Origin of the sequence: Pseudoalteromonas sp. KG3 (genome assembly GCF_030436385.1) — a bacterium.
GTDB lineage: Bacteria > Pseudomonadota > Gammaproteobacteria > Enterobacterales > Alteromonadaceae > Pseudoalteromonas > Pseudoalteromonas prydzensis.
The window spans coordinates 2,785,965-2,809,045 of record NZ_CP098523.1; the positions used below are offsets into that span (position 1 = coordinate 2,785,965).

The 23,081-nt window shown below is 41.5% G+C and carries 22 protein-coding genes and 3 tRNA genes; 16 read left to right on the forward strand and 9 right to left on the reverse strand.

The window, feature by feature from the left end:
- The first annotated feature begins 60 nt into the window (after positions 1 to 60).
- Positions 61 to 429 carry a YacL family protein gene (locus NDQ71_RS13215; RefSeq protein ID WP_192543006.1) on the forward strand — a complete coding sequence of 123 codons (369 nt, stop codon included), beginning with the start codon at positions 61 to 63 and terminating at the stop codon, positions 427 to 429.
- Between the two features lie 32 nt (positions 430 to 461).
- On the opposite strand, the gene NDQ71_RS13220 is transcribed toward NDQ71_RS13215, so the two are convergent.
- A complete protein-coding gene (locus tag NDQ71_RS13220; protein ID WP_192543005.1) occupies positions 462 to 1,091 on the reverse strand; it encodes a peroxiredoxin-like family protein in 630 nt (209 codons plus the stop codon).
- 122 nt (positions 1,092 to 1,213) lie between these two features.
- Between NDQ71_RS13220 and NDQ71_RS13225 the strand changes: the two genes are divergently transcribed.
- Positions 1,214 to 1,837, forward strand: a complete 624-nt coding sequence (locus NDQ71_RS13225; protein ID WP_064668525.1) for a dUTP diphosphatase — start codon at positions 1,214 to 1,216, stop codon at positions 1,835 to 1,837.
- Here the strand turns inward: NDQ71_RS13225 and yrfG are convergent.
- Complete coding sequence (gene yrfG, locus NDQ71_RS13230; protein WP_192543004.1) at positions 1,834 to 2,484, reverse strand: GMP/IMP nucleotidase; 651 nt, start codon at positions 2,482 to 2,484, stop codon at positions 1,834 to 1,836. The two genes, NDQ71_RS13225 and yrfG, sit on opposite strands and share 4 nt — an antisense overlap.
- A gap of 61 nt (positions 2,485 to 2,545) precedes the next feature.
- Between yrfG and nudE the strand changes: the two genes are divergently transcribed.
- The 5 genes from nudE to NDQ71_RS13255 all read left to right on the forward strand — a co-directional run bounded on the left by nudE (position 2,546) and on the right by NDQ71_RS13255 (position 4,505).
- Positions 2,546 to 3,118 carry an ADP compounds hydrolase NudE gene (nudE, locus tag NDQ71_RS13235; RefSeq protein ID WP_192543012.1) on the forward strand — a complete coding sequence of 191 codons (573 nt, stop codon included), beginning with the start codon at positions 2,546 to 2,548 and terminating at the stop codon, positions 3,116 to 3,118.
- Entirely contained in the window at positions 3,111 to 3,908 is a 798-nt protein-coding gene (gene cysQ / locus NDQ71_RS13240) for a 3'(2'),5'-bisphosphate nucleotidase CysQ (RefSeq protein WP_192543003.1), read from the forward strand. Before nudE ends, cysQ begins: the two co-directional genes overlap by 8 nt.
- A 142-nt stretch (positions 3,909 to 4,050) precedes the next feature.
- A tRNA-Met gene (locus NDQ71_RS13245) sits at positions 4,051 to 4,127 on the forward strand.
- A 78-nt stretch (positions 4,128 to 4,205) separates the two neighbouring features.
- Positions 4,206 to 4,282: transfer RNA gene (locus tag NDQ71_RS13250), tRNA-Met, on the forward strand.
- A gap of 146 nt (positions 4,283 to 4,428) precedes the next feature.
- Positions 4,429 to 4,505, forward strand: a tRNA-Met gene (locus NDQ71_RS13255).
- Positions 4,506 to 4,851: 346 nt separating this feature from the next.
- Here the strand turns inward: NDQ71_RS13255 and NDQ71_RS13260 are convergent.
- Positions 4,852 to 5,124, reverse strand: coding sequence for a hypothetical protein (locus NDQ71_RS13260; RefSeq protein ID WP_192542487.1), 273 nt, complete (start codon positions 5,122 to 5,124; stop codon positions 4,852 to 4,854).
- Between the two features lie 12 nt (positions 5,125 to 5,136).
- Positions 5,137 to 5,712 (reverse strand): Fe-S biogenesis protein NfuA, encoded by a 576-nt coding sequence (nfuA, locus tag NDQ71_RS13265; RefSeq protein WP_064668520.1) that lies wholly within the window; start codon positions 5,710 to 5,712, stop codon positions 5,137 to 5,139.
- A 145-nt stretch (positions 5,713 to 5,857) separates the two neighbouring features.
- Here nfuA and NDQ71_RS13270 point away from each other — a divergent pair, with 145 nt between their 5' ends.
- A complete protein-coding gene (locus tag NDQ71_RS13270; RefSeq protein WP_192542486.1) occupies positions 5,858 to 8,410 on the forward strand; it encodes a M14 metallopeptidase family protein in 2,553 nt (850 codons plus the stop codon).
- A 16-nt stretch (positions 8,411 to 8,426) separates the two neighbouring features.
- Here the strand turns inward: NDQ71_RS13270 and NDQ71_RS13275 are convergent, their stop codons facing one another.
- The gene (locus NDQ71_RS13275) at positions 8,427 to 9,128 is read right to left on the reverse strand and encodes a ComF family protein (RefSeq protein WP_192542485.1); all 702 of its coding nucleotides are present in this window, start codon (positions 9,126 to 9,128) and stop codon (positions 8,427 to 8,429) included.
- Between the two features lie 58 nt (positions 9,129 to 9,186).
- Here NDQ71_RS13275 and bioH point away from each other — a divergent pair, with 58 nt between their 5' ends.
- The 7 genes from bioH to NDQ71_RS13310 all read left to right on the forward strand — a co-directional run bounded on the left by bioH (position 9,187) and on the right by NDQ71_RS13310 (position 18,035).
- Positions 9,187 to 9,924, forward strand: a complete 738-nt coding sequence (gene bioH, locus NDQ71_RS13280; RefSeq protein WP_192542489.1) for a pimeloyl-ACP methyl ester esterase BioH — start codon at positions 9,187 to 9,189, stop codon at positions 9,922 to 9,924.
- Between the two features lie 100 nt (positions 9,925 to 10,024).
- Complete coding sequence (locus NDQ71_RS13285; RefSeq protein ID WP_064668516.1) at positions 10,025 to 10,333, forward strand: hypothetical protein; 309 nt, start codon at positions 10,025 to 10,027, stop codon at positions 10,331 to 10,333.
- Between the two features lie 6 nt (positions 10,334 to 10,339).
- Positions 10,340 to 11,212 carry a putative metalloprotease CJM1_0395 family protein gene (locus NDQ71_RS13290; RefSeq protein WP_192542484.1) on the forward strand — a complete coding sequence of 291 codons (873 nt, stop codon included), beginning with the start codon at positions 10,340 to 10,342 and terminating at the stop codon, positions 11,210 to 11,212.
- A 386-nt stretch (positions 11,213 to 11,598) separates the two neighbouring features.
- The gene (locus NDQ71_RS13295) at positions 11,599 to 14,250 is read left to right on the forward strand and encodes a S8 family serine peptidase (protein WP_301561723.1); all 2,652 of its coding nucleotides are present in this window, start codon (positions 11,599 to 11,601) and stop codon (positions 14,248 to 14,250) included.
- Positions 14,251 to 14,364: 114 nt separating this feature from the next.
- Complete coding sequence (locus tag NDQ71_RS13300) at positions 14,365 to 16,203, forward strand: hypothetical protein (protein ID WP_301561724.1); 1,839 nt, start codon at positions 14,365 to 14,367, stop codon at positions 16,201 to 16,203.
- A gap of 17 nt (positions 16,204 to 16,220) precedes the next feature.
- Entirely contained in the window at positions 16,221 to 17,048 is an 828-nt protein-coding gene (locus NDQ71_RS13305; protein ID WP_301561725.1) for a GlyGly-CTERM sorting domain-containing protein, read from the forward strand.
- A gap of 201 nt (positions 17,049 to 17,249) precedes the next feature.
- Positions 17,250 to 18,035, forward strand: coding sequence for a hypothetical protein (locus NDQ71_RS13310; RefSeq protein WP_301561726.1), 786 nt, complete (start codon positions 17,250 to 17,252; stop codon positions 18,033 to 18,035).
- 64 nt (positions 18,036 to 18,099) lie between these two features.
- Here the strand turns inward: NDQ71_RS13310 and NDQ71_RS13315 are convergent, their stop codons facing one another.
- From NDQ71_RS13315 to greB, 4 genes are all read right to left on the reverse strand, one after another.
- Entirely contained in the window at positions 18,100 to 20,433 is a 2,334-nt protein-coding gene (locus NDQ71_RS13315; RefSeq protein ID WP_301561727.1) for a Tex family protein, read from the reverse strand.
- A 163-nt stretch (positions 20,434 to 20,596) separates the two neighbouring features.
- Positions 20,597 to 21,178 carry a CBS domain-containing protein gene (locus tag NDQ71_RS13320; RefSeq protein WP_064668511.1) on the reverse strand — a complete coding sequence of 194 codons (582 nt, stop codon included), beginning with the start codon at positions 21,176 to 21,178 and terminating at the stop codon, positions 20,597 to 20,599.
- A gap of 50 nt (positions 21,179 to 21,228) precedes the next feature.
- Positions 21,229 to 21,540 (reverse strand): hypothetical protein, encoded by a 312-nt coding sequence (locus NDQ71_RS13325; RefSeq protein WP_064668510.1) that lies wholly within the window; start codon positions 21,538 to 21,540, stop codon positions 21,229 to 21,231.
- A 143-nt stretch (positions 21,541 to 21,683) separates the two neighbouring features.
- Complete coding sequence (greB, locus tag NDQ71_RS13330) at positions 21,684 to 22,163, reverse strand: transcription elongation factor GreB (RefSeq protein WP_064668509.1); 480 nt, start codon at positions 22,161 to 22,163, stop codon at positions 21,684 to 21,686.
- Positions 22,164 to 22,352: 189 nt separating this feature from the next.
- Here greB and ompR point away from each other — a divergent pair, with 189 nt between their 5' ends.
- Positions 22,353 to 23,081, forward strand: coding sequence for a two-component system response regulator OmpR (gene ompR / locus NDQ71_RS13335; protein WP_301561728.1), 729 nt, complete (start codon positions 22,353 to 22,355; stop codon positions 23,079 to 23,081).

Sequence of the window (23,081 nt, forward strand, 5' to 3'; positions counted from 1 at the left end):
TTAGTGATCCACAACCGCCTAGGGTATAATTCTGGGTATTAGTTGTATTTAGGTAAAGTTATGGAATACCAATTTATACGCGATCCAATAAGTGGCTTACGTATTAAAATTAGCAGTGAGCATGCTGTTATTGGCCGTTGGCTAAATGAAGAAATCGGTAAAGATAAAATCAATATGGTGCAGGCTTTAATCGCCTCAGTTGCGAGTAGTTTTGAAGCGCTGACACTGCAAGGCCAAGAAATTGATTTGATTTTAAATAAAGATGAAGCCATCTTTGAAGCACATGCCTTACATCAAGATTCTGAAGATTTATTTGCTTATCAAGATGATGAATTGATGCTTGAAGAAAACGGTTTGAGTAGCGGCTGTGGTTTTGAAGATTTTGTTGATCTGATTAATTCATGGCAAGAATTTATCACCGGAAGGTAAGTAGAGAGCCGCAGCTCTCTACTAGTGTTATATTATTGCTCCGCAACTGGTTTTACTGCCGCTAATAGTAAGTTTTCGGTGAGGCGAACTTTGTAATTTGGGTTCGCGTATTGAAAATGCACTAAGCCTTTTTGATCAATGACAAAAACGGCTGGCACAGGTAAGGCTACTTTTGCCTTACCATCAAGAGACACAAAATTCACACCGAGCTTATTGCGATAAATAGTCGCTGTTTTATCGTCCAGATAAAAAGCTAAACCTAGCGCCTGACTTAACACTAAACTATCGTCTGATAAAAGTTGATAATTAGGCGAATCAATTTTAGTTTCAGCTAATTTTTCTGGACTATCGGGTGATACTGCAATAATTTGCGCGCCTAAATCAGCTAGCTCAGCTTCAATTTTTTGCACATTCGCTAATTGCTTCGAGCAATATGGGCACCAACCGCCACGGTATACGATAAGCACTGTGGTTTTTTCAGCAAACCGTTCCGCTAAAACAACATTCTTACCATTTTGATCTTTGAGTGTTAAAGCTGGAATCGTTAAACCTGGCATTAACGGACTGGCTTTTTCAGCAGCAGGCGCGATATTCAATGAAGTATTAGCACTTACATGAAACGTGAGTAAAAATATACAACTTAATAGAATTGATTTTAACATGATAGTGTTTACTCATCTTTAGTTAATTATTGTAATCATAGAGTAGTAGAACGACTTGGAGGTGTTTTTCTTTCATCTTACCCTGTATTATTACCGCAATTAAAATAGTAACTGGAAGAGATATGTCTGCCAATTTAAATAAACTAGTGGTGATGCTAGAAATGCAAAATGCGATGAACACCAAAGTTCATGAGCAATGGTTTAGCCAAGGCTTTGAATGGTATCGTGCTATTTGGGTTGAATGTGCAGAAATGCTTGATCATTACGGTTGGAAATGGTGGAAAAAACAAACACCAGATACTGAACAAGTTATTTTAGAGCTCGTTGATATTTTTCATTTTGGTTTATCGCTACGTATTGATGGTGAAACAAGCTACTTAGAGCTTGCTAAACAGCTTGAAGCACAGTTAAGTGCACCGCAACAAGCCGATGATTTCAAGCAAACGTTAGAAACGCTAGCTGCATCAGCTGTTGCAGATAAAACCTTTAATGCAGCAGCTTTTGCTGGCTGTATGGCGCAAATTGGTATGGATATCGATGACTTATATCGTGGTTATGTTGGTAAAAATACGCTTAACTTTTTCCGCCAAGATCATGGTTATAAAGACGGTAGCTACATCAAAGTTTGGAATGGTCAAGAAGACAACGAGCATTTAGTTGAGGTGGTTAAAAGCCTTGATACTGAGCATGCTGATTTCGCAAAGCTTGTTTACCAAGGCTTAGAGGCTCGTTACCCGAAAAACTAAGGGAGCAGAGTCCGAAAGTCAGTCACGTTTAGGTAGTCACTGAGCTCATTGTGCGGTTGTTTGCTATCAGGGTTAGCAACCGCCAATAAATGACCTATCCCATACTCTTTAGCTGCATTTAGCACGGCTAAACTATCATCAACAAATAACGTTCGTTGTTTATTAAAACCTAACTCAGCTTGTACATGCTGCCATAATGGTTGGTGCTCTTTACTAACTCCATATTGATGCGTTGAGATCACGCCATCGAGATAATTATCGATGTTGGTTTGTGCAAATTTAAGCATCACACTTTCAGGGTGTGCATTGGTCAGTAAGATTAACTCTTTACCAGCTTGTCGTAGTGCGGTCAAAAACTCTGGCACATCTTCACGTACTTTGATCAAATGCTGGTGTTGACGCTTTAGCTCCATGATTGGCAGGTTAAGTTGTTGTTCCCAGTAATCTAAACAATACCACTGAATTTGCCCGCTGACCGCTTGATAACGTTTAAGAATATCTGCTTTAGCTTGCGCTAAGCTAATGTTTTGTACAATGGCATGTTGTTCAGGGATCACGGTAAGCCAAAAGTGAGTATCAAAGTGGAGATCGAGTAAAGTACCATCCATATCTAATAGCACTGTATCGATTTTCGACCAATTTAGCATAGGAATTTCATCTTATAGGGTTTATTATTGAACTAACTGCCATGATAGCAAATTAATGCCAATGACACAGAAAAAGCACCCAACACCACCACAGATCCTTAGCACCGAAGTCGTTGCTAAGAGTAGATTATTTACGGTGGAATCACTTGAATTAAAATTTTCAAATGACGAACAGCGTCAATATGAGCGCATTCGCGGCGGTGGCCGAGGCGCTGTAATGATTGTACCATTAACGGCTGAAAATGAACTGCTGCTGGTGCGTGAATATTGTGCCGGCACTAATGACTACCAACTCGGTTTTCCGAAAGGATTAATTGACCCTGGCGAAACCCCAGAGCAAGCAGCTAATCGAGAACTAAAAGAAGAGGTAGGCTTTGGCGCAGAGCAGTTAAAGTCACTAAAGACAGTGTCTATGGCGCCAAGTTACTTTAATGCCACCATGCATATACTATTTGCCCAACAGCTTTACCCACAAACATTAGTTGGCGATGAGCCAGAGCCTTTAGTGGTTGTTAAGTGGCCATTAACAGATTGGCAGTCATTATTACAACAATCAGACTTCACCGAAGCACGAAGCGTTGCAGCTTTGCTATTATTAACTAAGCATTTAGAAGTGGGAGCTGCGAATGATTGAATTACTTGAGCCATGTATTGAGCTTGCGCAAAGCGCAGGAGCAGCAATAATGGCAATTTACAAGAAAGATGATATTGGCGAGCAAGAAAAGTCAGATCATACACCCGTCACTAAAGCTGATTTAGCCGCTAATGATGTACTGGTTGCTGGATTAAAAGCACTGGCGCCAGATATTCCTATCATGTCGGAAGAGACGCCGATCCCTGCTTTGGCAGACAGGAAAAATTGGCAGCGTTACTGGTTACTCGATCCAATGGATGGCACGGGTGAGTTTATTTTAGAAAGCGGTGATTTTGCCGTAAATATCGCCCTGATTGAAAATAATCGTCCGGTACTTGGTGTGATTTATTGGCCTGCGAAAGAAACTACTTATTTTGCCAGTTATCAAAATGGTGCATTTAAACGTATTGATGGTAACGATCAGCAAATTAATGTTGCCACCCCAGATAACTTAACCTTAGCGGTAAGTCGTCGACAAAAAATTGAAGCGGTAAGCCAGTACTTGAATATGCAATTTACAACGGTTGCTGTTGGTTCATGTTCTTTAAAAGCCTGCATTGTCGCAGAAGGTAAAGCGGATTGTTTTTTACGGATCGGGCCGACTGGAGAGTGGGATACAGGAGCATCGCAAATAATTGTTGAAGAAGCGGGGGGCTGTATTACTGATGCTGAGTTTAAGCCGTTAACCTATAATCAACGTGAGAGTACAGAGAATCCTGACTTCATAGTAATGGGCCACCCTGATTGGGAATGGCAAAAAATGATAAATCCGCACCAAAGAGCCGTTTAATCACTCTGTTTGTTTGCTTTTTGTGCGGTTGAACAGCTTTAAGCAGTTTAACTGTTGCATTATAATTTGATTCCTATACTATAGCGCTCTCTTCGAAACAGGCTCGCAAAAAGCGCGAAATTGTTGAATAAGAAATTACAGGCGCGGGATGGAGCAGCCTGGTAGCTCGTCGGGCTCATAACCCGAAGGTCGTCGGTTCAAATCCGGCTCCCGCAACCAATTCTTTTAAAGAAGCGGTTACTGTAAACTCTTGGTGAGAGTTAAAAATCACTAGTCGATAGACTTAAAATATACAGGCGCGGGATGGAGCAGCCTGGTAGCTCGTCGGGCTCATAACCCGAAGGTCGTCGGTTCAAATCCGGCTCCCGCAACCAATTCTTTTAAAGAAGCGGTTACTGTAGGTAGTTTATAAAGGTCGTCGGTTCACTCTTCACCTTTCACAGCTCCCGCAACCAATTTTTTAGGGATTGGCTGACTTCTTTAATCAAGTAAGAAGTAAAATAACACTTAATATTTCAGGCGCGGGATGGAGCAGCCTGGTAGCTCGTCGGGCTCATAACCCGAAGGTCGTCGGTTCAAATCCGGCTCCCGCAACCACTGAAATCAAGTAATAATGAATCGACACTCTTAATGAGTGTTTTTTTATGTCTAAAATTCAGTGAATATCTTGTTGATGCTACTCATAACCCGAAGGTCGTCGGTTCGCTCTTCATAAACTCTGGCTCCCGCAACCACTGAAATCAAGTAATAATGAATCGACACTCTTAATGAGTGTTTTTTTATGTCTAAAATTCAGTGAATGCACGGTTGGGTTACTCATTACCCGAAGGTCGTCGGTTCGCTCTTCATAAACTCTGGCTCCCGCAACCCTTTTATGTCAGCATTTGATAGAACCTAGAACCTAGAACCTAGAACCTAGAACCTAGAACCTAGAACCTAGAACCTACTTCCAAAGATCAGGATCTTCTTCTGTACGGGAACTTTGTCTATCTAATACCTGTGAGAATCGATTAGCAAAAATACCAAGGTAACCCCAGGCTGCGAAGAATAGTGCGATAGCTAAAATTACTAAGCCTATGATTTGTAAGCTGAAGTGGGTGTAATACCCAAGAGCAATAAATATCACGGCCAGCACAAACAGTGCTAGGCCGCGTAAAAAGCGTTTTAAGCTGAGCTTAGGTTCAGAGCCTAAGCGATAAATCAGCTGCTTTAACATGATGATGGGCGATTAATAGTAAGAATGATCGCCAGCTTTGTGGTCTGTGATATCAGCAACACCGGTGATCTCATCAAACTTAGCAATCATTTCTTTTTCAATGCCTTCTTTTAGCGTAACGTCGATCATTGAACAACCATTACAGCCACCGCCAAATTGTAGTACCGCAATACCTTCAGCGGTTACTTCTACAAGGCTTACTTGGCCACCATGATTAGCAAGTTGAGGATTAACTTCTGTTTCTAGCATGTGCTGAATACGTTCGTTAAGGCTTGCGTCATCACCGATTTTACGGGCTTTTGCATTAGGGGCTTTAAGTGTTAACTGTGTGCCCATTTTATCGGTAACGAAATCAATTTCAGCTTCTTCTAAAAATGGCGCGCTTTCAGCGTCAACAACAGCATCAAAACCGTTAAAAGGAAGGCGAATGTCAGTGGCTTCTACTGCATCTTCTGGGCAATAAGAAACACCACATTCCGCTTGTGATGTGCCAGGGTTAACAACAAATACACGAATATTTGTTTTTTCAGCTTGGTCAGCTAATAATTTTGCAAAATGCGATTGTGCGGTTTCGGAAATAGAAATCATAAAACAACTATACTTGACTAAATTACTCGGATACTGGTTATCATACTCCGCTCATCGCGTTGTCGCCAGTGTTGAGCGTAAAAATTTGGCATCTATTTTAAGCAGTGGTAGCGTGCAAACATTGATCATTTACTGAGTGTTTTATATGCGTTTGATAATAACAATCTTTACACTATTGCTGAGCTTTTCTTGTTTAGCGCAACCGCTTTCCTATTATTTCAATAATGATGTGAAATTTGATCCAACAATCCCTACTCCAGAGCAGGTTTTAGGTTATGAAGTTGGGCAGTGGCATGTCCGCCATGATCAACTCGTTCGCTATATGGAGATATTGGCAGAGAAGAGTGACCGTATTAACTTTGAAGTGATTGGTCGCACTCACGAACAGCGCCCGCTTGTTATGCTAACTATCACCGCAGCTGATAAGTTGGGGAATGTAGAGCAACTCCGCCAAGCACATTTAGCTCGTTTAGCAGATTCAGAAAAAGCCAAAAACACAGATCAACCTGCCGTGGTATGGATGGGTTACAGCGTGCATGGTAATGAGTCATCGGGTAGTAATTCAGCCTTATTAGTGGCGTATTATTTAGCTGCTGCGCAAGGTAAAGAAATAGATACGCTATTAAATAATACCGTTATTTTACTCGATCCTTCATTAAATCCCGATGGCTTAGCGCGTTTTGCTAATTGGGCTAATAGCAACCGCGGCATGAACTTATCGTCTGATCCACAAACGCGAGAGCATATTGAAAGCTGGCCAAGTAGCCGCACTAATCATTACTGGTTTGATTTAAATCGTGATTGGTTACTGCTACAGCATCCAGAGTCGCGAGCACGAATTGCTAAGTTTCATCACTGGAAGCCAAATATATTGACTGATTTTCATGAAATGGGCCCTAACAGCACCTTTTTCTTTCAACCAGGTATTCCATCGCGCAAACACCCGATCACCCCTGATGAAAATGTTAGCCTTACAAAGGCTATCGGTAACTACCATGCAAAAACATTAGATGAACATAATGCATTGTATTTTACCGAAGAAAGCTTTGATGACTTTTACTATGGCAAAGGCTCTACCTACCCAGATGTAAACGGTGGCGTGGGCATTTTATTTGAGCAAGCCAGTTCACGGGGTCATGTACAGGAAACACAAAACGGTACTTTAACTTTTCCTTTCACAATTAAAAATCAGCTGCTTACGAGCCTATCTACATTTCAGGCGGCGATAGATAACCGTCAAGCGTTACTGGATTATCAAGCCAGTTTTTATAACAATGCTGTAGAGCTTGCTAATGATGAAGATTATAAGGGTTATGTTGTGCAAAGTGGTGCTGATACTACCCGTATGACGCTGTTTTTAGATTTATTAAAGCAGCATCAAATTCAGGCATACCCACTCAATAAAGCAGTAAAAGCAAATGGGCAAAGCTTTGCAGCGGGGAGCTATTTTGTACCACTTGCACAATCACAATTTCGTTTAGTAAAAGCGATTTTCAGTGAGCAAAAGCGCTTTGTTGATAATACTTTTTATGATGTATCAGGTTGGACTTTAGCTCATGCTTTTAATTTAGAGTTTGCAGCTATAAAAAGCGGTTGGGGCTTGGACGTTAGCAAAGATGCATGGCAACAGCCTGAGCAAGCTCAATTTCAAGCATTGGAGGCACAGTATGCGTTTGGCTTTAAGTGGGATAATTATTTAGCACCAAAAATGCTTAATAAGTTATTACAACAAGGCGTGCAGGCGCGTGTCGCTTTAAGTCCATTATCAGCTAAATCACTTACCAGTACTGAAGAATTTGCCGCAGGGAGCATTATTGTTCCTGCAGGGATTCAAACTAATCCACAATGGGTTACATTATTAAATGATGCGCAAAATGAATTTGGTATTGCCATCACGCCAATTACCTCGGGCTTGACTTCACAAGGTGCCGATTTAGGATCACGAACTCTTGCGGTCGTTAAAGCACCTAAAGTGTTGCTTGTGGGCGGCCAAGGGACTAGTCAATATGAAGTTGGCGAAGTGTGGTATTACCTTGATCGTTTTGTTGGCGTGTCACCGACGATTGTTGAAATGGGACGTTTTGGTAATTTAGAGCTTAGCGATTACAGCCATATTGTTTTAGCGCATGGAAATTACAATAAGCTTTCTGATGCAGACAAAATAGCCATTAAAAGCTGGGCGCGTAAAGGTGGTGTAATATGGGGGCATAAAGGCGGAGCTAAGTTCTTAGTTGACCAACAACTATTAAAAACTACCTATTTATCACGCCGAGATGTAGCCAGTGCCTTCAAGACAGATGGCTTACATTATGGTGATAAAGACCACTTAGCAGGGCGCCAACGTATTGCTGGGGCGATATATAATACTAAAGTAGATTTAACCCACCCACTTACTTTTTCATTACAGCGTAATACTTTGCCAGTATTTAAAAATAGTACTTGGTTACTGGAGATGTCAGCAGCACCATTTGTTAATGTCTTGCAGTACACGCAAAAGCCATTACTAGCTGGTTTTACCGATGACGTAAATATTGAACAAGTTGCTGGTGCGGCTGGTTTAGTCGCTCATTCGTATGGTCGTGGTAATGTAATTGGTATGACAGATAACCCTGTATTCAGAGGTTATTGGTACGGCACGAGTCGGTTATTGAGTAATGCGTTATTTTTCGGTCATACATTTAGCGCAAATGCAGAATAATTACTCCGTTTAAGGATTAATCCCCCAATGGTGTTAAGCAAGTCACAAATGCCCAGACTTGCTTAGCGCCCGCTTGTTTAAGTGCCACAGTGGCTGCATTCAAAGTGGCGCCTGTGGTCATCACATCATCAACAATAGCCACGGTTTTTCCTGTCATATCGGTATTGCATATAAACGCACCCTGTAAGTTTTTTATTCGTTTAGCTTTGCTGAGTGATGATTGCGCTTGTGTTTTTTTACTGCGCTGTAAACTTAGAAAATCAACCTGCTCATCTTTTAAGCAAGGTAACCAGCATTGTGATACTTGATTAAAGCCTCGCTGTAAAAACCGCTGTTGGTGTAAAGGTAAAATAATAAATAGCTCAGGCCATGACTCGCTGGTGTGTTTACTGATAGTAAATTGCAGGCTAATTATTAGTGATAAGGCTTTTTTATAATGAATTTGGTTACTAAACTTTAGTTGGCTGAGCCAGTTATCAAATGGAGGACGATACCAAGCACAAGCAAATAGATGATCAAACTGGCAGTCAGGGAACAGCTCTACTATATCAGGACGGTACAATAGATTTGGATGTGCATGTAAATCGAGTAGCGATAAATCTGCTAGGCACTGTTCGCACAGGCTATATTTACTATTAACAGCGCACTGGCATTGCACGCAAAAAGAAGGGAAAAACCAATCTCCTAGCTGCTGAAGACATTGATTAAAAGCAGTCATTGCATTCATTTCCTTAAGCGCTATTATGAGCGCTAAGTTTGGAACAGGGTCGGTGAAAATGCAAAATGAGTTAGTGTTATTACATGGTTGGGGAATGAACCAAGGAGTGTGGCAGGTTATTTTACCTGAGCTTGAGTTTATTCATGCCGATACCGTGCGCTGCCTTGATTTACCGGGTTACGGCAATAGTGAAGCATGGCCAAAACCGTATAGTTTACATGCTGCTGCGTTACAATTAAGTGAGCAATTGCAACCAAACTCAACTTTAATGGGTTGGTCGCTAGGTGGTTTATTTGCTGTCTATATTGCTAAACATTGGCCTAAAAAAGTGGCGAAAGTAATATTAGTTGCCGCAACGCCATTGTTTGCTGAAACCGATGATTGGCCTGGGATCAAAGACAATGTACTCACTGCGTTTAAAGATCAATTAGTGACCCACCGCGAAAAAACCATAGAGCGATTTTTAGCGATACAAGCGATGGGCAGTGACAGCGCCCGTGATGATATTAAGCAGCTGAAAAAATTATTAAATGAATATCCAGCACCGCAAGAAAGTGCCCTAAGTGTTGGCTTAGACATTTTACAGCATGATGATTTACGCAATACATTTGCTAATTGTGCGGTGCCAATTCGCGGTGTATTTGGTCGTTTAGATGCACTAGTGCCGTATCGCGCAGTCGCTAAAATGCAGGCGTTAAATAGCGACTTTGAGTATGAAGTGATAGATAAAGCCTCTCATGCCCCTTTTATTTCGCACAAAAAAGAATTTTTATCCGCCATCAAATCAATGCTTTAAAAAGTAACGCTAAAGGAGTCCCAAAAACTCTAGTGGAAAGCTTTATTTTGGCTGTTTTATGAGCGATAATTAACCAATATATCATTGGTGGGAGTTTAATATGCCAATCGGATCTGTTTTTAATAATGGTGTTGAAGGTTTTAATCGTGCCAGTCAGGGCATTGAAAAAGCCAGCGCAGAAATTAATCGCGCCAGCATAGAGCAACAAGATGATGCACAGCTTGCCCAGCAGCGTCAGCTTCAAGCTGCACGCCCAGAAGAAGCGGTCACCGCTCCGGTATCGCAACCTGCTCGCATTGATGAAGCCTTGGTGAATTTGAAAGTTGAAGAGTTTAACGCCAAAGCGAATACACAATCAATTCAAACCGCGGACGAAGTGCTGGGGACTTTGATTGATATTCGTGTTTAATTTGCCATGAACATTGTCACGCCATTTCCTAATGTAAATATAAACACCGCTAATGTTTATACGGAAACCGCTCGGCGTGACAACCAACTTCGGGAAGTTATCCCGCCACCTGCTGCTGCAAAACCGAGTAATGCTGAAAACAAAGCTCTCGGTGATAATGAAAAAACCAAACAACCCGGTAGCAATGATACCGGCACATATGATGCTAAGGGTAAACTTGCCGATGAAAAAGTAATTCAACAGCGTCAGCAAGGTGATGCACAGCAAAATCCAGAGCAAAGCGAAAAACAGCAAGAAGCTAAACAAGAAGCGCAGCAACAAGCACAAGCTGCACAGCAAGAGCAACAAGATGCTGAGCAAATTAAAGAGCTCAAAGCGCGTGATACCGAAGTGCGTATTCATGAACAAGCGCATGCCTCCGTTGGTGGTCAATATGCCGGCTCACCTAGCTATGAATATCAGCGCGGCCCCGATGGCACTAACTACGCTGTTGGTGGTGAAGTTCAAATTGACGTTGCGGAAATTGAAGGCGATCCGCAAGCCACTATAGAAAAAATGCAAACGGTACGTGCTGCAGCACTTGCTCCAGCAGAGCCTTCGGGTGCTGATCGTGCTATTGCGGCTGATGCCACCCAAAAGCTTGCCGCAGCGCAAGCTGAGCTTGCTAATACTGATAAAGTTGACGCAACTGATGAACAAAATAAACCATCATTTAAAATCGATAATGAGTTTGCTGCGAGCGATTCTATAGATGATGACGCTATTGAAAATTTTCCGCAACGCTCTGCTGATGTTGAGGCGCGTGCAGGTCGCATTGCTCAGTTTTATCAGTTCACCACAGAACCTCGTAGTAATAGTCAATTTTCTACCACCATTTAATCTCGACGCGTTAGATTGCCTCCCCCTCATATAACCCTTTTAAAATATTGACGTTTTTATTGAAGTTACCAGTTATAAGATACAAATTGCTACATTTTATATAAAAGCAATGCAAAGCCAAGCTGCATGTGACTTTTTTGTTTATTGAATGTTAATTTTGTGTATTTTATAGGTCGCAGTAAAATTGACCGTTAAAAAATCCCGTTGTATATCTCATCCTGCTAATTAGATTTAGCACCAACAGCAATAATTCAAAGCAGAGTATCTGCCTAACAAACGAATTTAATAGGATGAATATGCAACCGTGCAATAACAAGAAAGTGCATTTCAAAAAAAGCTCTTTGGCTATATTTACAGCAATATATGTCGGAGCTACAGGATATGCAGTGGCCGAACCTGGCTTTAAAAAGGCGACAAATGTCGACTTATATGAGCCAACATTTACATCACAAGATGTAGCAAACTATCAAGAACAAAAACAAGCAATTGAAAACAATGGTTTGCTTCGTGGTAATGTTGGTCGTTTAAATCAGCAGTATCAAAACCAAACACCTGAGCAGGTATTCCAACCTCAACAAGGTGTTACTGGTAAGCAAACTTATATTGTGCAACTTGATGAAGAACCGGTAACGAGTTACCAAGGTGATATTCAAGGTTATGCTGCAACAGCGGTAAAAGAATTACGTTCAGTTATGGTACGCGAGCGTGCTAACACGCAATCTCATGCAGTGCGCAATTATCAAACATTTTTAAAGCAGCGCCAAAATGCGGTACTCAGTAGTGCTCGTGGGCAAGGTGCGAATATTGTAGTTAAGAAGCAGTTCACACTGGCAAATAATGCGGCCGTTGTCGAAATGACCCAACAAGATGCATTGTTACTCGCTAAGCAGTCAGGGGTTAAACGTATTACTCCTAACCGTATTTTTGAACTACGAACAGACCGTGGGCCACAATTTATTGGCGCTGACCGCATTTGGCAAGGTGATAACGATATCGGCGGAATTGCAGCTAAAGGTGATGGCATGGTTGTTGGTATTATTGATACAGGTATCAATACCGATCACCCAGCGTTCGCCAGTGATGAGCAATTTTCACAAATGAATCCACTCGGTGCAGGTAACTTTGTTGGTGACTGCGTTGAAGACGCAACGCTATGTAATGATAAGTTAATAGGTGTTCGCTCATATCCGGAAATAACCTCAGCAAATAGAGATTCTATTTTTGATCGTGATGATCGCCGGCCAGAAAATGGTGAAGATTACAATGGTCATGGCTCGCACACGGCAAGCACGGCTGCTGGTAACACTTTGTTAGATACACCGTTGCAAGCCGCAACTGGCGAAAAAGTAAGTGATGGTGAAAACTTACCATTTACCTTTGCACAAACTAGTGGTGTAGCGCCGCGTGCACACATTATTTCCTATCAAGTCTGCTGGGCAGGTAATGGCGGAGATCCATACTCAGGTTGCCCAGAATCAGCCATTCTTTCAGCATTTGAAGATGCCATTGCTGATGGCGTTGATAGCATTAACTTCTCGATTGGTGGTGCTGAGAGCTTCCCGTGGGAAGATCCAATGGAGTTGGCTTTTTTAAACGCCCGTAAAGCGGGTATCAATGTTGCTGCAGCAGCTGGTAACTCTGGCCCTTCATATTATACTGCCGACCATGCTTCACCTTGGGTTACCACGGTAGGTGCTTCAACTCACGATCGTGTTGCGTCGTTTGGTGATAAAACTATTAGTAACTTCCAAGGTGAAAAAGCGCCTAATCCAGATGAAATAACAGGTAAAAGCTTCACGGGTAGCATAACTGGAGCCGTTGTTCTTGCAGAAAATTACCCTGATCCAGATGAGTCAGATGCATTTAATGCAGCATCATGTAATGTGCCTTTCCCGGCTGGTACGTTTACAGCAGATCAAATTGTTATTTGTGAGCGAGGGGATGCCCCTCGTGTAGATAAAGCGAAAAATGTTGCCGCTGGTGGTGCTGGTGGATTTATCTTGCAGAACATTGTTTCATCAGCAAATGATTTAGCAACAGATAGCTATGTAATTCCAGGTATTCAAGTAACGACATCGGCACGTTATAAACTTAGAAACTGGGTGAATGCTAATCCTGTTGGTGAAGCTATCGCGACTATTTCAGAAGCAGAGAATAACTATGACCTTGATCCTGTAGCGGGTAACCAATTAGCTATCTTTAGCTCTATGGGGCCAAGTAGAACGAATAATACTCTAGTGCCCGTTCTAACCGCGCCTGGTGTTGGTATTTACGCTGCAAATGCGGATGAGCAACCGTTTACTGCAAACCCGCGCGCATCAGACTGGACGTTTATGGGCGGTACCTCAATGGCTGCCCCACACGTAACTGGTGCTATGACACTATTAGCGCAACTACACCCTGATTGGACTCCAGCAGAAATACAATCAGCGCTAATGATGACCGCGCATAATGTGAAAATTATGACTAACTCAGGTTTGATTGACCCATACTATAACTTTATGGCGGGCGCTGGCGGCATCAATGTTGCAGATGCGGCTAAGTCAGGTTTAATTATGGATGTTGCGCTGGAAGATTATGAAGCGGCAAACCCTAATAATGGTGGTCTGGTTAACTGGCTAAACTTACCTTCAATGGTTGAAATGGATTGTGAGCTAACCTGTAGCTGGATGCGAACGGTAACTGCAATAAAGGATGGTAGCTGGAATGCAGAGGCATTGGCTTGGACGGCACTCGGCCTTACGGAAGAAGCGGGGGTATCTGCTACTGTAACGCCAACGCAATTTGATTTAAAAGCGGGTGAATCACAGGACTTATTGATCACCATGTCTTTACCGAATGCTATAGAGCATAAGTTAGATCCTACAGATCCAGGCGCTCCTTGGGAAATGTTGCAAAATATAGGTGCAATGTTTAATGGTAAAGTCGTTTTAACCGAAATAAATGGTGCAGCACCCGATGCTCATTTACCGATTGTAGCCCGCAACAATTTAGATGAATTACCATTATCTGAAGAAATTCACATGGCACGAAATTAAGCTAGTGAAACAATCTTAGTTAACACAGATAGTTATAGTGAATTTACGCCAAGCTATTACGGTCTCGTAAAACCAACCGAGTCAACCTTTGAAGTTGAAGCTGTTGCACCGTTTGTGACCCCAGACCGTATCGAAGCTGGTTGGAATATTCAACTCATTAATGTTCCAGAAGGCACAAAACGTTTAGTGGCAAAAGTGCCTGAAACTAAACAATTAACGGGGTTGAATGATATCCAAGATGAGCGCTTTCAACGTGCTTATGCACATTTAATGATAGGTGCAGACCGAAACAACAGTGATGGTTTTATGCCATCGCAAGAAGAAATAGACAACAACGTTGCGGCTATCAAAGACGCACTTTATGAAGAGATGGTTTGTTATTCATCAAGTAATGCAGAAGCTAACTATTGTAGCATTATCGATCCCGCACCAGGTCAATATTGGATTGCGACAGCAAACTTAGGTGGCATTCGTGGTGAAAACTATCGAGCAACTATGCATTACGCTGTAATAGGTGAAGATACAAACACAGGTAATATTAATATTACTGGTCCTGCGTCACATGACGGTAATGGCTATTATCCGTTGGAAATAAACTGGGACATTCCTGAAGCTCAAGCTGGTGATGTTTACTATGGCGGTTTTGAGCTTGGTGATATGCCCGGTGCCGAAGGTAGCTTAGGTTTTACTGCGCTTGACTTATACCGTGATGCAGATGCAATAGCATTGAACGTAAGTCAAGACACAGCTCGTAGTATGGATGTTGTTGATGTTAACGTTAAGCTTAAAGCTAACTTTGAATCAGCGCAGCGTGCCTATGATATGTCAGTAACAGTGCCAGAAGGTCTTCGCTTAGCAGCTGATACATTGCAAAGTAATAACCCTGAAATTGCTGAACTTATTAGCATTGATGACAACAAACTGACCATTAAAAGTAACCAAGAAGCAACGCGAAACATTGCACGAGAATACAAAGTAACAACCAATGTCACAGACACTATGTGTCACACACTATTGATTGATGAGTATTCAACGGGGGGCTATATCGATTTACATGAGTTCGGTATGCAACCTAATGCTGAGTGGTATGTAGGGGCTGACAAGTCATACTTCGATGTACCTGTTGATTGGTTATTTATGTTAGATAACGCTAAGTTTGAACTCTATAACCAACCTAATATTAATGAAATTCGCATGCACACAGTGGGAGCGTTACAGCTTACGCCTTACTATTGGATTATGAGCCAACACCGTGGGCCTGGTTTCTTATTAGAAGCGTTAGCTCCATTTTGGCGTGGTTCGTTTGAAGTTGATTACTTACGTCATCCAGATGATCCAAAAGGGTTGACGCTAGCAACTCAATATAAGAGTGATCGTCCAGACTTAGGCGACTTGCTGTTCATGGAATTTGATAATGTAACAGATAAAAAAACCGGTGAATCTTTCGACTATGAAGTGATTTTACGCAGTGGTATTGATGATCACCCAGGTATGCATGAAATGATTTTTGCCTACGATAATCTGGGGGAAAATGTTGCAGAAGGTGCTATTTTTGTTGAAGGTGGTGCAAGTGAATATTCCCGTAATTATGGTTTCAAAGACGGTGATTTATTCGAAATGCTTGGTTATAACAACCTTGATCAATTACTTCATGATGATTTAGTGATTTGTTTTGACTATGTTGGTCCTGAACAAAGTGAAGTTGAATTAAGCTTTAAAGCGGCAGTAAAACCAGAAGCGAAAGGCACAATTCAAAATATCACCCTCGATTATCAATTAGGTAATAGTGACGCTAAGGCAGTAACGCATTCAATTACTGTTGCAGGTAACCTGAAAATCTCAGCATTAGATGATATGACAGTGGCTGAAAATGGCCGTATTGATGGTATCGAGGTAATGGTGCTGGATGCGGATCAATCACCAAATGAGCTAGTAATTACTGGTGAGGCGTAACTGCTGAAGTGAATGGTATGTCATTTAACTTAATTCCAGCCCCTTACTTCTTTGGCGAAACATACGTCACAGTCACAGTGCAAGATAAAGCAGATCCAACTGATAAAGCCTCAACTGAGTTCTTATTGACGGTTGAATCTGATGGTGAAATTGCACCTGTGATGGTAAACGACATTACTGATATGAGCGTGATGCAAGGTGATATGCTAGAAAACATTGCCGTGTCTCTTTCACGTGAAACAGAAGAGGTATTTAGTTTGAGCGTAGATGCTAGCAACGCCACAACGATGGTTGATGGTATGGCATTTAGCTTAAAACCAGATGCGGATTTCTTTGGTGAGATTCCAGTAACTGTGACGCTAACAGGCGAAAATAACACGCTGACTACCGAGTTTATGGTTACGGTCACTGCTGTGGATCTTTCGATTGTTGAACTTGCGGATATGACGGTGATTGAAAATGGTAAACTTGAAGGCATTAACGTAGCCCTATCGCGTGAAACTGCCGAACAGTTTAGCTTGTCAGTGGCAGCTGAAAATGCAGCTGTTACGGTTGATGGCATGTCATTTAGCATTGAACCAAATACTCACTTCTTCGGTAATATTCCAGTGCAAGTAACATTAACCAGCGGTGAGAAATCACTGATGACAGAGTTCACTCTATCTGTTATTTCAGATGGTATTGAGCTTGGTTGTACGGATCCAGCAGCAACCAACTTTGATTCAGAAGCTAATACAGATGATGGTAGCTGTACTTATCCTGAAGTTGAAGAAGACGATAGTGGCTCATTTGGTTACTTAATGTTGTTACTACTTCCATTATTAGGCGCACGTCGTCGTAAATAATTAGTAGTCATCTATTAGGTGAGCATCAGCTTCCCTAAACGTAATAAAAGCCGCGAATAAAATTCGCGGCTTTTTTATTGCAGGAATTTCAACCAATATGTAAGTTGTTTTACATTGATTTACTTTAAAACAAAACCTTATATTGTCGAAACATTACGAAGCTGCTACTTTTGTGGCGATTTTAGTATGGAAGACAATTAAATGAAATATGCAGTAATCGCAGGGGCTTTATCACTTTTCTCAATCACCGCCGCAGCAAACCAAACATCACTTTTAAGCTACGATTATGTTGAAGTTGGCTATACAAAAACTGACGTTAAAAGCAATGATAAAACGGACCCTGATAGCCCAGAGTATTCTGGCTACGATGGATACGTTATTAATCTTAGCAAACAAGTTTTTGAAAATTGGTACGTGACAGGCTCGTATTCTCAAAGTCGTGTTGACTACTCTAGCACTACTACATTTACATCATTTGCTCCTCTACCAGATGGCACTTATACATCTAATATGACAGATTCTTACTATGAAACAACGGATATGAGTTTAACTCGTTATAATCTTGGCTTTGGATACATTCAACATTTTTCAAGAGAAACTTCTGTTGACTATGCCCTGAAATATGGGAAAAGTAAGATTAAGACTGAGGAAACATTTGTACATAGACTTGAATCTGATGGTAATGTTTTTGATGTTTCAAAAACATACTATGAAGGTTCAGAAACAGCTGACTCCTTTGAAGTAACTGCACAAATTCGACATTTATTGAGCGAACAATTTGAAGTAAATGCAGGCGTTGGTTATGAGCGTTTGCATGGAGTAGGTGCTGGTTATGTACGTTTACATGATGCTGAAAGTGAAAATAACCTCCTGTTAAAAGCGGGTATAAATTACGCAGTCACTGAAAAAATAACGTTTGCTGCTTCCTACAGTTACACAGATAAATACGCTGACATCGCAGCAGCAGCATTTCGTTATTATTTTTAAAGAAAATTTAAATCGCAGAATAGAAAACGCCACAAACTGAGTTTGTGGCGTTTTTACTTACACGTTATTTTTTCACTTTTGCATTTGCGAAGGCGTCTGCAAATGCATTACCCATTATTGCATTACCGGTATCGCGTTTCGGTTTAGCAGCGCGGGGTTGTTGAGCATTGTTACGACTATTAGCTTGCGGCTTTTGACTGGCTGATGGCGCGGGCTTGTTGCTGGTATCGATGTCATCGTCCAAACGCATGGTAAAACTAATACGTTTACGGGCAGCGTCAACCTCCACTACTTTTACTTTTACAATATCACCGGCTTTAACTACTTCACGCGGATCAGAGATAAACTTATTAGTGATCGCAGAAATATGCACTAAACCATCTTGGTGTACACCCACATCAACAAAAGCACCAAAGTTAGCTACGTTTGAAACCACGCCTTCTAAAATCATCCCAGGCTTTAAGTCACTGATTTTTTCAACACCTGCTTTAAACTCGGCGGTTTTGAAATCAGGGCGAGGATCTCGGCCTGGTTTATCTAGCTCGCTGATAATATCAGTGACGGTTGGTAAACCAAATTTATCATCAATGTAGTCATTCGCAACTAGCTTATTTAACAGCTCTGAGTTGCCAATTAGGGTATTTACATCCAGACTATTTTGCTCACAAATACGCTTAACAACAGGGTAGGCTTCCGGGTGAACGGATGACTTATCAAGCGGATCGCTACCATTACTAATTTTTAAGAATCCGGCTGCTTGCTCAAATGCTTTTGGCCCTAAACGTTCAACTTTTTTCAGTTCTGAGCGCTTAGTGAATGAGCCATGAGTATCGCGGTAATTAACAATGTTTTGCGCTAAGGTTTTATTTAGCCCTGATACGCGAGCAAGCAGAGGCACAGAGGCCATATTTAAATCGACACCTACCGAGTTAACACAGTCTTCTACTACAGAAGTTAGCGTTTGTCCTAGTTGGCTTTGCGATACATCGTGTTGGTATTGGCCTACACCAATTGATTTAGGCTCAACTTTAACCAGTTCGGCAAGTGGGTCTTGCAGGCGGCGAGCAATAGACACTGCGCCACGTAATGAAACATCTAGATCAGGAAACTCATTAGCGGCAAATTCTGATGCTGAATACACCGATGCACCGGCTTCGCTAACCATGATTTTATTTAGTTTAAGCTCGCTGTTCGCTTTGATAAGTTCAGCAACCAGTTTGTCCGATTCACGTGATGCAGTACCGTTACCAATGGCGATTAGCTCGACCTTATGTTGACGACATAGTTGCTCTAGCGTACGTACTGATTTATCCCAATGGTTTTGTGGTGCATGTGGGAAAATTGTTTGCGTTGCCAGTAATTTACCTGTGCTATCCACGACGGCAATTTTACAGCCCGTGCGTAAACCAGGATCAAGCCCTAAAGTAGTACGTGCGCCAGCAGGAGCCGCCATCAATAAGTCTTTTAAGTTTTTCGCAAAGACATCAATAGCACCGGTTTCTGCTTTTTCGCGCATCGCCGCTAAAAATTCATTCTCTAAATGCAGACCCAGTTTAATTTTCCATGCCCATTGCACAACGCCAAGCAACCATGCACTTGCTGCTTGGTTATTAATATCAAGGCGGTAGTGATCGGCAATCATTACGGCACACATATGAGCTGGGTTTTCTGAGCTTGGCTCTGGATTAATACTCAGTTGTAAAACACCCTCATTACGCGCGCGCAGCATAGCTAATGCACGGTGCGAAGGCACTTTTTTAAGGGCTTCTTGATGATCAAAGTAATCACGGTATTTAGCGCCAGCTTGTTCTTGACCTGCAATAATACTTGCTTCAATTTGGCCATGCTGGCTAATGTGATTACGGAATTTTGCTAGCAGTTTTGCATCTTCGGCAAAGCGTTCCATTAAAATAAATTTAGCGCCATCCAGTACTGTTTTTTCGTCGGCAAAGCCCGCTTCTGGGTTTAAATAACGTGTTGCTTGTTGTTCAGGATCTAATGAAGCATCTTTGAAAAGCGCATCAGCGAGAGGCTCAAGACCAGCTTCAATTGCTATTTGGCCTTTAGTGCGGCGCTTGGCCTTGTAAGGTAAATACAGATCTTCTAACTCAGTTTTACTATCTGCATTATTAATATCCGCCGCTAAACTAGCAGTGAGCTTATCTTGTGATTTGATGGTCGCTAAAATAAACGCTCTACGTTCTTCAAGTTCACGTAAGTAAGATAAGCGCTGCTCTAGTAAACGTAATTGGGTATCGTCTAACCCCCCCGTTACTTCTTTACGATAGCGGGCGATAAAAGGTACGGTTGAACCTTCATCGAGTAATTTTGTAGCAGCAACAACTTGTTGCTCTTGAGCATTTAGCTCAGTGGCTAAACGTGCAGAGATATTGCTCATGCAAAAACCTTATTAAACAATTTGAAGACCAGAACGAGAGTTTTGGCGTAAATAATTGCTTGAATAATATCACAGCAGGGCTTAATAAAAAGGCCTTAAAGCATGCTATTTATATACTTTAAGGCCTTTTCAAGAGGGGACTCAATTAAACATGTATCCGTGCTTAATGAGGGTGTTCAATATGTTCCATTACTTCACTAAATGAGTGAGCAATTGGGCTAATATGAACCGGAATTTGCAATGTTTTTGCAATCTCACGCGCAGAGATCAAACCACAGATCTCATTGTGTGCTGTGGTAGCTAATAAAAACATAATGCCGTTTTGCTCCATCGTTTGTAGCGCATCTCCGATACATGCATAGCTTAAGCTTTGCATGCTCACACCCGTCAAATGACTAAGCGGAGTCATTACGTGACGTAAGCTAACTTCATTGCGCGCGACATTTAAGCGCTGTGCTAAGATCATTATTTTTGAGCTTTGTAAATCGGCACTAGAGGCTATGCCCACAAGTTTTTCGTTGTCATCGACCACCAGAATAAAGTCGGTATGTTGGCTGGTTATTTGTTTTAATGCATCCACAATGCTGGTTTCAAAGTGCGCGCGTAACGGATCTTTTTGAGTGAAATTATTCACCATTTTTAGAGCCGGAGACGTTAAATCAATTAACGGCTGAGTTTCGCTGTAAGTATGAGATAAAACGCCTTTAGAAATATCTTGAGTACGAAGTTCTTTAAAGTTAGCCATAGTAATCACCAATTATGTTATTAAATTTAATAAAGTTTTTAAGCAATAAATTAAACTAAATAACTAGGTGGACCACGTTGGTAAGCTTGGCTAAAAGGTTGTGTTAAAGTAGCACTCACATAAAGTGATGAAGTATTTTCAGGGAGTGGTTGAAGCACCCTGATAGAGATCCCGTCAACCTGTGTGTCTAAGTCAAAGTCAGGGTTGGTTTGCTCTGCTGTGTCACAAGCAAAGTAGTGTGGGGTTGGAGAAGCTAATTCTTTAGAATTGTTACCGTCATGCGCAACAGAAGTCAAACTCACACTTAGTAAAAGTGCAAACAACATGGCATTACTTATGATGCGATGTATTGCGTTTGACATAACTACGACCTTCCAATTCCAAACTCAAGTGCGAAATACTTTACTTGAGTATCTTTATTTATAGTCTACAAATTCACTTTAGACAATCAATAATTAACCTTATCTGAATAATAAATGGGCTACTGTTATATTTGCACTAAGCGTCATTCGGCACCTGGATAATAAATGCTGTTCACGTACCACTCTTTTTTACCCTGCGGGGTGGTAACATAAAACTCATCGTCTACTTGTTTTTTTAATAGCGCGCGCGCCATCGGTGAGTCAATGGAAATATAGTCTTTTCGGTCATAAATCTCATCAGGGCCAACAATTCTAAACTTGAGTATTTCACCTTGTTCATTTTCAATTTCGACCCATGCGCCAAAAAACACTTTGCCAGCTTGCTCAGGAGAATAGTCAATAATTTTTAAATCGGGCATGCGCTTACGCAAATAACGTACGCGACGATCTATTTGCCTAAGTAAACGCTTATTGTACTGATAGTCTGCATTTTCAGAGCGATCACCCAGGCTTGCGGCCCAACTTACTATTTTAGTGACTTCTGGGCGTTTTACATTCCATAAATGATCGTGTTCTTGTTGTAGCTGTAAATACCCTTCGCGGGTAACTAAATTAGTTTTCACGTTGCAATTTTTTACCTTAGGAAACACGTAAGCAAGGTATAAAAATCTTGTTGGCTTGTCGAGCTGATTTTCACTGTTGTCAGTATTTAAGCCTGCTAGAAATGTTCAGTAACAATCTAGTGACCTAATTAGTTTTTTATTATCAAGTTTTTCATTTATATTAATCAGTAACAGTACAAAACAATAAGAATGAAAGTAATGGGACATGAAACCACAAAAGTATTAGTCGTTGATGATGATATGCGCTTACGCAGCTTGTTGGAGCGCTACTTGGTAGAGCAAGGATTTATTGTACGTACAGCGGGTAATTCAGAACAAATGGACCGCCTGCTAGAACGTGAAAACTTTCACTTAATGGTGCTTGATTTGATGCTCCCGGGCGAAGATGGCTTATCTATTTGCCAACGTTTACGTCAAAAAGAAAATGAAATCCCCATTGTAATGCTTACCGCTAAAGGTGATGAAGTTGACCGAATTATTGGCTTAGAACTTGGCGCAGATGACTACATTCCAAAGCCATTTAATCCGCGAGAATTATTAGCTCGTATTAAAGCTATTTTACGCCGTCGCACCAAAGAGGTACCCGGCGCGCCTGCCGCAGAAGAAAATGAGATCATGTTTGGGGAATTTTCACTTAATTTAGCGACACGAGAAATGAGCCAAGGTGACAAAACCATGTCGTTGACCAGCGGTGAATTTGCAGTATTGAAAGCGCTGGTTACACATCCGCGAGAGCCGCTTAGCCGTGATAAGTTAATGAACCTAGCACGTGGCCGTGATTACAGTGCACTAGAACGTAGTATTGATGTACAAGTATCGCGCTTGCGCCGCATGATTGAAGTCGATGCCGCTAATCCACGTTACATCCAAACTGTGTGGGGCTTAGGTTACGTATTTGTACCTGATGGTGAAAAATAA